The organism is Corallococcus sp. AB032C, assembly GCF_003668935.1.
In the GTDB taxonomy this organism is placed as follows: domain Bacteria; phylum Myxococcota; class Myxococcia; order Myxococcales; family Myxococcaceae; genus Corallococcus; species Corallococcus exiguus.
On record NZ_RAWP01000060.1, the window covers coordinates 1 to 10,811 of the forward strand.

At 70.6% G+C, this 10,811-nt stretch carries 8 protein-coding genes; 2 read left to right on the top strand and 6 right to left on the bottom strand.

The features are described from left to right. Positions 1–4: 4 nt before the first annotated feature. The 3 genes from D7X99_RS24645 to D7X99_RS24655 all read right to left on the bottom strand — a co-directional run bounded on the left by D7X99_RS24645 (position 5) and on the right by D7X99_RS24655 (position 3,887). Positions 5–1,549 carry a DNA polymerase Y family protein gene (locus D7X99_RS24645; RefSeq protein WP_121779924.1) on the bottom strand — a complete coding sequence of 515 codons (1,545 nt, stop codon included), beginning with the start codon at positions 1,547–1,549 and terminating at the stop codon, positions 5–7. An 18-nt stretch (positions 1,550–1,567) separates the two neighbouring features. Beyond that, positions 1,568–2,422, bottom strand: a complete 855-nt coding sequence (locus D7X99_RS24650; RefSeq protein WP_121779925.1) for an ImuA family protein — start codon at positions 2,420–2,422, stop codon at positions 1,568–1,570. A 247-nt stretch (positions 2,423–2,669) separates the two neighbouring features. Next, the gene (locus tag D7X99_RS24655) at positions 2,670–3,887 is read right to left on the bottom strand and encodes a VWA domain-containing protein (protein ID WP_121779926.1); all 1,218 of its coding nucleotides are present in this window, start codon (positions 3,885–3,887) and stop codon (positions 2,670–2,672) included. A 270-nt stretch (positions 3,888–4,157) separates the two neighbouring features. Here D7X99_RS24655 and lon point away from each other — a divergent pair, with 270 nt between their 5' ends. Both lon and D7X99_RS24665 read left to right on the top strand, forming a co-directional pair. Next, positions 4,158–6,617 (top strand): endopeptidase La, encoded by a 2,460-nt coding sequence (lon, locus tag D7X99_RS24660; protein WP_121779927.1) that lies wholly within the window; start codon positions 4,158–4,160, stop codon positions 6,615–6,617. 96 nt (positions 6,618–6,713) lie between these two features. Further along, on the top strand, positions 6,714–7,694 hold the full coding sequence (locus D7X99_RS24665) for an aldo/keto reductase (RefSeq protein WP_121779928.1): 981 nt from the start codon (positions 6,714–6,716) through the stop codon (positions 7,692–7,694). Between the two features lie 23 nt (positions 7,695–7,717). Here the strand turns inward: D7X99_RS24665 and D7X99_RS24670 are convergent, their stop codons facing one another. From D7X99_RS24670 to D7X99_RS24680, 3 genes are all read right to left on the bottom strand, one after another. Then, positions 7,718–8,686, bottom strand: a complete 969-nt coding sequence (locus D7X99_RS24670) for an FHA domain-containing protein (RefSeq protein WP_121779929.1) — start codon at positions 8,684–8,686, stop codon at positions 7,718–7,720. Further along, on the bottom strand, positions 8,674–10,020 hold the full coding sequence (locus D7X99_RS24675) for a serine protease (RefSeq protein WP_121779930.1): 1,347 nt from the start codon (positions 10,018–10,020) through the stop codon (positions 8,674–8,676). The genes D7X99_RS24670 and D7X99_RS24675 overlap by 13 nt, the downstream gene beginning before the upstream one ends. A 68-nt stretch (positions 10,021–10,088) precedes the next feature. Further along, positions 10,089–10,757, bottom strand: coding sequence for a hypothetical protein (locus tag D7X99_RS24680; protein ID WP_121779931.1), 669 nt, complete (start codon positions 10,755–10,757; stop codon positions 10,089–10,091). Between the last annotated feature and the right edge of the window lie 54 nt (positions 10,758–10,811).

A 10,811-nucleotide genomic window follows, 5' to 3' on the forward strand; every position in this document is an offset into this window, starting at 1 on the left:
CCCCTCAATCGAACAGCCCTTGCAGGTAGAAGTCCCCGTCCCGCCCGTCCCGGTACACCCAGGCGGGCCCCAGCCCCTCGAAGTGCACGCGGTAGTAGTCCCTCTGGTACGGGGTGTCCGTCCACCATTCGCCACCCAGTCGCTCCGGCCCCGCCATCGCCATCACCCGGTGCCGCCGCCCCGCGAGCCGCGCCGCCAGCATCTCCCCGGACGCCGTCACCTCCGCGTCCAGCCGGGCCGGCTGGGCCAGGAGCCGCGACGGACGCTCCCGGGCGGCCCCCGTCTCGCGCCAGACGGTGATGGGCGCCCCGGGCCTTTCGCCCTCCGGCGCCGGAGCCAGCGGACCCGACGGGGACAGCAGGCCGCGCCGCGCCTCCGGAGGGTGGAAGGCCCGGGGCGTATGCGCGGACTCCGGCCGGTGCACGGCCTCCAGGGACGCGGCGAACAGCGCCCCCTCGCCCAGCGTCGTCGCCAGCCGCGACAGCACGCCCTCCAGGGCCGCGTCCCCCTCCGGCGCGTCCCCCAGCGCCAGCTGCTGGCCCAGGTCCTCGTCGTGCGCGTCCACCCGCACGGAGACCTCCGCCACCGGCCGCTCCAGCCGCACTTCCCCCAGCCGGTGCCGAGCCAGGTCCAACAGCAGCTTCGCTTGCGCCGTGGGCCGCGCCAGCAGGAGCGGCACCTGGGCCTCGCCGGTGGGGTCCAGGCGCAGCACGAAGGTGAGCCGCACCGCCGCCCGCTGCCGCCCGGACAGCCGCGCACCCAGCCGATCCAACAGCGTCTTGAGCGCGAACTGCACGGGTTCGAAGGTGTCCGCGGGCGCGTCCAGCACCACCCGATCCTCCAGCGCCTCCTCCAGCGGCTCCGGCGTGAAGGGCGTGTCGTCCACGCCTCGGCACCGCGCATGGGCCCGGGCCGCACCGGCGCCTCCGCGCGCCGTCACCGCCCCAGCCGGCAGCACCGCCACCTCTCCCAACGTGGAGAGCCCCAGGACGGAGAAGGCCTTCGCCGCCGCGTCCTCCAGCGCGCCCAGCGGAAGGGGCGCCAGCGCCCGAGCGCCCTGCCCCTCCGGCACCACCGCCACCCGCTGGGATCCATACCGCGCCAGCACTCGCGAGGTGAACGCCTCCGACGCCACCGTCACATGCGCCCGGTAGCCCTGCTCGCCGCAGACCTCCAGCACGCGCGCGCCCAACTCCCTTTCGCCGCCCACCAGGTGCGCCGCGCTCGCGTCGAACCACAGCCCGTCCGGCGAGTCGCGCTGGAAGCCAGGACACAGGCCGAGCAGCGACTCCCCCAGCGCGGCCAGCGCCTGGGCCTCGTCCTTCAACCGGTACGGGAAGTTCCGCAGCTCGGGCTCCAGCGCGGTGGCCGCCGTCAGCGTCATCCCCGTCCGCACGCCGGCCTTCAGCGCGCGCGTGGAGGCGAAGGCCACCCGGCGCTGGCCGCGCACCTCCTCCACCAGCACCAACGGCTGGCCCGCGAGGGCGGGCGACTCAATGACCTTGCGCTGAACCGGGAAGCGCGTGACGTACAGGTAGCCCCTCCGCATGGCCCACCCTCTCTCTTGTCAGCGGCCGGCCGGGGACAGCGCGCTCCCCAGCGAAGGCATGGGCGCGTCCCGGCCGGGGCGCTGGCCCAGGATCCCCATGCCGTTGCGCACGCGGTCGGCGGGGTCCCGGTAGAAGCCCGGTCCCGCAGCCCCAGACACTTCCACGTCCGCGTCCAGCAGCCGCGCTCCGGCATCCAGCTCCACCTCCGGGTAGAGCTCCCGCCAGGGGCTCACGACGCGCGTCCCCATGCCTCCGCCCCGGCTTCGCTCCAACTCCACGGACCAGCCCTGGACGCCCCGGGCCTCCAGCCGCAGCCGCGCGAGCCCGTCCGCGGGCGCCTCCGGCGACGTCAGCAGCAACACCAGCGTCCCGCCTCGCGCCGCCGCGTCCGCGAGCTTGCGCGCCTCCGTCAGGGCCAACCGCTCCGGACGGCCCGGGGCGCCCACGCCGAGCGTCAGATCCACCACCACCGCCGTGAAGGCACCGCTGCGCGCCAGTTGCACGGCGGCCCACACCCGCTGCGCGAAGGCCTGGGGCCGCACGACGAGCAGCCGCTCCAGGTCCACGCCCAGCGCCGCCGCCGCGGGCGGATAGAGTTCCTTCGGACCATCCACCCACGCGCACAAGCGCAGCTCCCGGTGCGCGGCCGCCACCGCGCGCAGCGCCAGGCTGGTGCGTCCCGACGCCGCCTCGCCGCACAGCTCCACGGAGTGCCCCAGCGGCAGGCCACCTTGAGGCAGCAGCGCGTCCACCGCGTCCACGCCCGTGCGCAGCACCGACAGCGCGCGACGGGGCGCCGCCTGCAACTGGCGGATCCGTTCGCGCAGCTCCTCCACCACCGCCAACCCCGACCGTTCGACCGCCGCGCCCATGTGGCCTCCTCGCCTCGCGCACCGCGCGCGCATGGGGCCAGTATCCGAAGCCCTCTGACACCCAAACAGGCTGCATTCCGAGTGCATCGGACCTGTCGCGTCGGGTGCTCCGCTCGACGGAAGGAGGCGGATCCGCGCGCATTATTTTTTTGGCACCGGACATGACAGGTCACGTGCGGACCCACGAAAAAGGGCCCCGCGTCCTTCGCGGGGCCCTTCGGGTGATGCGCGGCGGATCAGCTCCGGGCTATCCGGCGCACAGCACCTTCACCTCCACCTTCGTGTCGCCCACGCGCCTGAGGCATGGGCCCAGGAAGAAGATGCGCGCGGAGCGGTCGCCGCTGGGGGGCTCGTAGCGGAAGTCGCCGTTGCCCGCCGTGCACGTCTGCACGGATCCATCCGCGCGCGTGACGTTCACCACCGCGAGCCGCGGATCCGGCAGGTTCACCACGGCCACGCTCTGCGCCACCGTGGCCAGGTCCGCGATGTCCAGCAGCGTCTGCTGGTAGCTCGTCTTGCAGATGGAATCCAGGTTCGCCCGGGTCGCGTCGAACGCCTTCGCCATGTCGCTCTGCCGGTAGCCGGGCCCGTAGGACGTCGGGCAGTCGACGTTGCGCACGTAGGTGGTGCCGCTCGTCGTGTCCACGATCAGCTCCGCGCGCTTGTCCGTCACCGCCACCGGCCCGATGGTCGCCCACAGCACCTCGCGCGACGCGCCCTGGCTGTCACGCAGGCTCTGGAAGGCCTGGTAGTACTCCGACACCGGCGTCAGCTTGTCCCCCTGCTCCGTGCACGAGTCCACGGCCCGGTCCTCGCCCAGCGCCACCGGGGGCGGCCGCTGCGTGGAGCTGCAGTCCTCCTCGTCGGACACCACCACCACCAGCAGGCGGGCGTCGTCCCGCAGGAAGCCTCCGTTGCCCCCTTCCGCCAGGGGCTGGGTGGCCAGAGGCGAGGCGACCGCCAGCCGCACCGCCTCGAAGGGCGCCTCCTGACCGCTGCCGGAGGTTCCCTGGTCCACCAGCCGCTGGAACTTGGGCAGCAGCAGCGGATCCGAACCCTCGATGAAGCGCTCGGCGGTGGGCAGGTTCGCCTCGTCCCTCACCGGCCGCAGCCGGCCTTCCTGATCCGGGAAGGAGCGGATGACGTCCGCCCCGTCCGCGAAGCGCTGGCGCTGGTACACGGAGGTGGTGATGACCCCCACGCGGAAGTCCTGGGACACACCGTTGCCCTCCTTCAGCGCGGCCAGGAATGCGGGCAGTTCCGTCGCGATGCCCTGCTGCTCCTCGCTCATGGATCCGGAGTTGTCGATGACGAAGAGGATGTCCGTTTTCTGGGGGGCCACCAACGGAGGGCTCGCCTCGCAGGCGTCCGGGACCGTGGAGCCGTCATCATCCACGGGGGAGTGGCATCCGAGCGCCAGGAGCGCGGACAGCGACAGCAGGTGGGCGCAGGTGTGGAGCTTCACATCGTCCTCCAGTGCGGGGACGCGCGCTCGCGCACCGCATCAGGCGTGAGAGGGGGCAAGCATGCCCCACCCCTTCACCGGACGCGAGACTTCTGGGCCGTTACATAGAGGAGAGTCGTACAGCCGACGAGGCACGGAAATAACGCACATCGCGTTTGCCATGTCCCGTTTGGTTGTTACGTTGGTTCATCCGCCGCAGAAAACAACCGGATGGTTCACCGGCCCGGCCGCTTGCTGACCGGGTTCAAGCAAGGAAGAGGCCGAACTCCCATGTCTGACGAGAAGAAGAAGGGCACCGCGGCCAGCGCCATGCCCACCGCGATGGCCCCTCCGGGGCTCATCAACAAGGAAGACATTCCGCAGGTGCTGCCCATCCTGCCGCTGCGCAACAGTGTCTTCTTCCCTGGCGGAGTGCTGCCCCTGGCCGTCGGCCGCCAGAAGACGATTGCGCTGATCAAGGACGCCGTCCGTGACGACCAGGTCATCGGCGTCGTGACGCAGCGCCGCGCCGAGGAAGAGGATCCGGGCGCGTCCGACCTGTACACGATGGGCACCGTCGCCCGCATCGTGAAGCTCTTGAAGATGGGCGAGGACAACTACTCGCTCGTGGTCCAGGGCCTCGCGCGCTTCCGCGTGATGGAGCTGGTCCAGGAAGCCCCCTACCTGAAGGCCCGCGTCGACGCGGTCGAGGACAAGACCTCCTCCGAGAACGTCGAGGTCGAGGCCCTGGGCATCAACCTGAAGAAGCTGGCGCGCGAGGTCATCGAGCTGATGCCCGAGCTGCCCGCCGCCGCCACGGAGCTGGTGGAGAGCATCACGCATCCGGGCCACCTGGCGGACCTCATCGCCGCCAACGTGGACGTGCCCATCGAGGAGAAGCAGGCCGTGCTGGAGACGGTCGACCTCAAGGCGCGCATGAAGCTCGTCCTGGAGCTGCTCAACCGCAAGCGAGAGATCCTCAAGCTCTCCAACAAGATCGACTCCGCCGTGAAGGGCGAGATGTCGAAGACCCAGCGCGAGTACTACCTGCGCCAGCAGCTCAAGGCGATCAAGGAAGAGCTCGGCGAGATGGGCGAAGAGGAAGAGGAGCTGGACGAGCTCCAGGAGCGCCTGAAGAAGGCCGCCCTGCCCCCTGAGGTGGAGAAGGTCGCCCAGAAGGAGCTCAACCGCCTGAAGACGATCCCGGCGGCCTCCAGCGAGTACACCGTCGCGCGCACCTACCTGGACTGGATCGCGGACCTGCCGTGGTCGAAGATCAGCGAGGACAACCTCGACATCGAGAACGCGCGCCAGCAGCTGGACAAGGATCACTTCGGCATCAAGAAGGTGAAGAAGCGCATCCTGGAGTACCTGGCCGTCCGCAAGCTGAAGAACGACATGCGCGGGCCCATCCTGTGCCTCGTCGGTCCCCCGGGCGTCGGCAAGACGTCGCTGGGCCAGAGCGTGGCCAAGGCCACGGGCCGCAAGTTCGTGCGCCTGTCGCTGGGCGGCGTGCGTGACGAGGCCGAAATCCGTGGCCACCGCCGCACGTACGTGGGCGCGCTGCCGGGCCGCTTCATCCAGAGCATGAAGAAGGCCGGGACGAAGAACCCGGTCATGATGCTGGACGAAATCGACAAGCTGGGCGCGGACTTCCGCGGCGACCCGAGCGCGGCGCTGCTGGAGGTGCTGGACCCGGAGCAGAACAGCACGTTCAGCGACCACTACCTGGACGTGGCGTTCGACCTGTCGAAGGTCATGTTCGTCGCCACTGCGAACCAGCTGGATCCCATCCCCGGGCCGCTCCGGGACCGCATGGAGATCATCGAGCTGACGGGCTACACGTTCGAGGAGAAGCAGGCCATCGCCCGCATCCACCTCGTGCCGAAGCAGCTCAGGGAGCACGGCCTCAACGGGGACCACATCGAGATACAGGATGAGGCACTGCTCATCCTGACCACGTCGTACACCCGCGAGGCGGGCGTGCGTAACCTGGAGCGCCGCATCGCGGACATCTGCCGCGCGGTGGCGGTGGAAGTGGCCGGCGGCAAGATGGAGAAGCAGACCATCGGCGCGGAGCGCGTGAAGGAGATCCTCGGGCCCGAGATGTTCTACTCGGAGGTCGCGGAGCGCACGGAGGTTCCCGGTGTGGCGACGGGCCTCGCGTGGACCGCGGCGGGCGGCGATCTGCTCTTCATCGAAGCGACCAAGATGGCGGGCAAGGGCGGCATGACCCTGACCGGCCAGCTGGGCGACGTGATGAAGGAGTCCGCCACGGCGGCCCTGAGCTACCTGCGCAGCAAGGCGGAGGCGCTGGGCATCCCGTCGAACTTCCTGGAGAAGACGGACCTGCACCTGCACTTCCCCGCGGGCTCCATCCCCAAGGATGGTCCTTCGGCCGGCGTCACCATCCTGACCGCGCTCACCAGCCTGCTGACGGGCATCCGGGTGCGGCACGACACGGCGATGACGGGCGAGGCCACGCTGCGTGGCCTGGTGCTGCCGGTGGGCGGCATCAAGGAGAAGGTCCTGGCGGCGCACCGCGCGGGCATCAAGCGCGTCATCCTGCCGGAGCGTTGCCGCAAGGACCTGATCGACGTGCCGGATCAGGCGAAGAACGAGCTGGAGTTCATCTTCGCCACGAAGATGGACGAGGTCCTCAACGCCGCGCTGGAGACGTCTCCGTTCAAGGAGGGCGCCGCGATCACGGCGCCCACCACGGACACGCCCCCGGCGGAAGTCCGGGCGTAACGAGGTCCAGGGTTTGAAGTGACGCGGGCAGGTTCCCTTCATCGGGGACCTGCCCGTCGTCTTTTTCATGCAGGGCATACGCGAAGGAGCGGACCAATGAAGTACGCCAACCTGGGTCACACCGGCCTGCGGGTCTCCCGCATCTGCCTGGGCTGCATGAGCTACGGCACCCCGAAGTGGCGCCCGTGGGTGCTGGACGAAGAGGCGGCGCAGCCCTTCTTCCGTCGCGCGGTGGAGCTGGGCGTCACCTTCTTCGACACCGCGAACATGTACTCGGACGGGGTCAGTGAAGAGGTGACGGGCCGCGCGCTGCGCAAGTACGCGAAGCTGGACGAGGTGGTGCTGGCGACGAAGGTCTACTTCCCCACGGGCAGCGGCCAGAACGAGCGCGGCCTGTCGCGCAAGGCGATCACCCAGGCGTGCGAGGCGAGCCTCAAGCGGCTGGGCGTGGACACCATCGACCTCTATCAAATCCACCGGATGGATCCGAACACGCCCATCGAGGAGACGCTGGCCGCGTTGGATCAGCTCGTGCGCCAGGGGAAGGTGCGCTACCTGGGCGCGAGCTCCGCGTACGCGTGGCAGTTCATGCGCGCGCTCAGCGTGTCCGAGCGCAACGGCTGGGCGCGCTTCGTGTCCATGCAGAACCACTACAACCTGGTCTACCGCGAAGAGGAGCGGGAGATGCTGCCCCTCTGCGAGGCGGAAGGCGTGGGCGTCATCCCGTGGTCGCCGCTGGCGCGAGGGCTGCTCGCGGGTTCGCGCAAGTCGCTGGACGACAAGGAGGCCACGACGCGCGCGGGCTCCGACACACTGTCGCCCATCCTCTACAACCAGCCCGGGGACTGGGACGTGGTGGAGGCGGTGAAGCAGGTGGCGGAAGCGCGCAAGGCCCCGCCCGCGCAGGTGGCGCTGGCGTGGCTGTTGTCCAAGCCCGTCGTCACCGCGCCCATCATCGGCGCGACGAAGCCCGAGCACCTGGAGGACGCGGTGAAGGCCGTGAGCCTCAAGCTCACGCCCGAAGAGGTGAAGGCGCTGGAGGCTCCCTACAAGCCGCACGCGGTGCGCGGCCTGTAGGCGGTGCCATAGGTGGACGCGCTTCAGCGCTCCTTCACGAGCGCGTCCACCTTCTTCTCCAGCGGCTTCACGTCCTCGAAGAACGAGTCCATGGAGTGCGCCGGGGCCACGCGCAGCACCGGCGGCAGGAGCGAGCGGGGGAACTCCAGCTCCTCGCTGAAGGGTTCGTTGCCCAGCATCTCCGACGCGTTCGTGAGGACCAGCACGCCCACCGACGCGATGACGAGCCCGCGAACCACCCGCTTGCCGCTCCAGCGCGTCACGTAGCGCAGGTGCCAGTAGAGCCCCCACCCCACCAGTCCCAACACGGCCAGCATGCGCACGAAGCCCAGCCACGAGCCCAGCGAGAAGCTGAAGCTCACGAGCGCGAACAGGGGCGGTGAAAGCGCGAAGCCCAGCAGCACCAGGGCGGCGATGGTGGTGTGCACTCGGAAGTGGAAGCGCTTCCGCGCGATGCGGCTCGCCAGCGACCAGCCCCCGGCCCACAGGAGCGCCAGTCCCAGGGGCACCACCGCGGACATCAGCAGGTCGCCCCAGTCCGTCTTCCGGAACTGGGTCACCCGCTCGGAGATGAAGGACGTCACGACCAGCGCCTGCAGCGTGACCGCGAAGGCCCGGGGGCGCTCGATCAGGCGCTCGCTGGGGGCTTCGGGGGCTTCGTTGACGACGGTGTCCTCCACCACGAAGGAGCGGGGCCGGAAGCGCAGCACCGTGTCCCCCACGGACACGCGCGCGTCCGGGGTGATGACCAGTTCCTTCAGTGGCGCCCACGGCTCCACGCTGAAGGTGCCGTTGACGCTGCCCACGTCATGCAGCACCACCGCGCCGTCCTCGCGCCGCTCCAGGCGCAGGTGTTCGGCGGAGACCTTCGGGTCGTCCAGGATGATGTCGTTGGCGTAGCCGCGCCCCACCGTCACCGGCAGCGTGTCCAGCCGGTGGCGGGACTGGACGGCGTCCCCTTCCAGCACCTCCAGGAAGATCACTTCGCCCATGACAGGCCCTCCAGGTAGCGGCGCGCCAACTTGCGTGCGTTCTCCGCGGAGAAACCGCCCAGCGTGAGGCTGGTGTCCACGCCGTGCGTGGATGCGTTCAGCGTGGCCGCGCGCAGCACCAGATCATAGAGGCCCGGGAAGCGGCGGTAGGCGCGCATGCAGATGGCGGCGCGCACCGTGAGGCCGTTCACGTCCACGAACTCCGACCTGCAGCGGAAGTTGGTGACGTCCTCGCGCGTGGCGGCCACCGCGTCCGGGTCCTGCGAGAAGAGCGTGCTGTAGAGCGCGGAGAAGCGCATCGCGCCCAGCTTCTGGCTTTCGACGTGCTGGTGCAGGTAGGCCACCACGCCCGTTCGGTGGCTGGAGGACAGGAAGATGTCCTCCTCGGAGGAGCACTGGTAGCTCGTCACCGTGTAGGGCGTCTCTGGATCATGCGGCGTGTCGCCCCAGCACTTGAGGAACGGGCTCCAGCGGCCGGGGACGCGGTACTCGCCCAGCGACTGCTTCGGCAGGTCCGTGGCCATCAGCCGGTCGGTGATGCGCTGCTGGTTGGCCAGCAACTGGTCCTTCACGGATGTCATCAGCGCGGCCGGATCCGGAGGCGCTTCCTGCTCCAGCGCCCGGTCGAGCAGCGCGCGCGCACGGGCCACCGGCACCAGGAAGCCCACCTGGTTGCCCATGGTGGCCACGTTGACGCCCACGACGCCGCCTTCTCCGCTCAGCGTGGGTCCGCCGCTCATGCCGGGGTTGATGGCGCCGGTGAAGTGCACGCGCTCGTAGAGGGCGTCGCGCACCAGGCCGTTGTAGGTGCCCTCCACGATGGTGGTGCCCAGGTCGCGCGGGTTGCCCATGGCGAACAGGCGCGTGCCCTGCGGCGGTTCATGCTCCTCCAGCTTGAAGTAGTCGCTGACGGGCGTGTCCACCTGGATGACGGCCAGGTCGCTCGCCACGTCCACCGCGAGCAGGCGCACCGGCACCGTCGCGTCGCCGCGGTCCAGCTCCGCGGTGTAGTCCTCCGGGTGGAGCACCAGGTCGGAGACGACGTGGTAGTTCGTGAGGGCGTGGCCCTTCGCGCTCACGAAGAACGCGGAGCCGATGGAGGACTTCGTCCCGGAGCGGCGCTCGATGATGCGCACCTGCGAGACGCGGCCCTGGATGCGGCGGAACAGCTCGTGCGTGGCCGGAGGCAGCGAGGCCACCGGCAGGGGCGGCGCCACCGCGTCCGCGACGCCAGCGTCCGGCGCCGGAAGAGCGGGCGGAGCTGGGGACGCCGAGGGCGCCGGAGGAGCCACGGGCCCCTGCGCGAGCACGGCGACAAGGAGAAGGGAGAACATGGGCGGGTGGCACCGTATCCCACCGCGAGCCCCACCGGGGGACGCCTTGGCCCTCCTGTCAGGCCACGCTACGAAGTGGCCGGTCCTTCCCCCTGCCGGCGGCGGCGCCAGGCCGCGTACGACACCAGCAGGGCCCCGGCCAGGGTGCCCGCCAGCGCCCCCGCGAGCCGCCGGGAGACGACGCCCGACACCGGGGCCTCCATGCGGAAGGTCTCCAGCGAGGCGCGCACCCCGGGTGCCAGGGCGTCCCAGCGGGCGGCGGGCGCGCTGACCGTCACCACGGCGTGGCGGCCTTCGGAGGCCAGCCCCGTCACCAGCACCGTGCGCACCTGCCCTGCTTCACGGAGTGTCCCCAGCACCTCCACCCGGGGCACGGGCCCGCCCACGCGGTCCACCCGCTCCGGCGTCAGCGCCACGCCCAGCTCCCGTTGGAAGTGCTGGACCACGGCGGTGGAGAAGGAATCGCGCTCGGAAGGACTGGCGGAGAAGCCTCCGTCCACCACGGCGATGAGGAACGTGGCCGCGTCCGGGCCCTCTCCGTCCGACAGCGCCGCGGACAGGGCGCGCGTGCGCACGCCGTCCTCCGACACCGCGCCCACCTGCGAGCCGGTGTAGCGCTCCCAGCGCGCCATCCGGAACGTGTCCGGAGGCCGGAAGCTGTAGCCATCCCGTCGCAGCTCCGTGCCGAGCGCACCGGACAGCGACAACCACACACCGGTGAGGACGGGCAGGAGCACGGGCCCCGAGGATAACCCCGAAGCCCGCGCCACGCCCGCTCCCCTGCCCCGCCG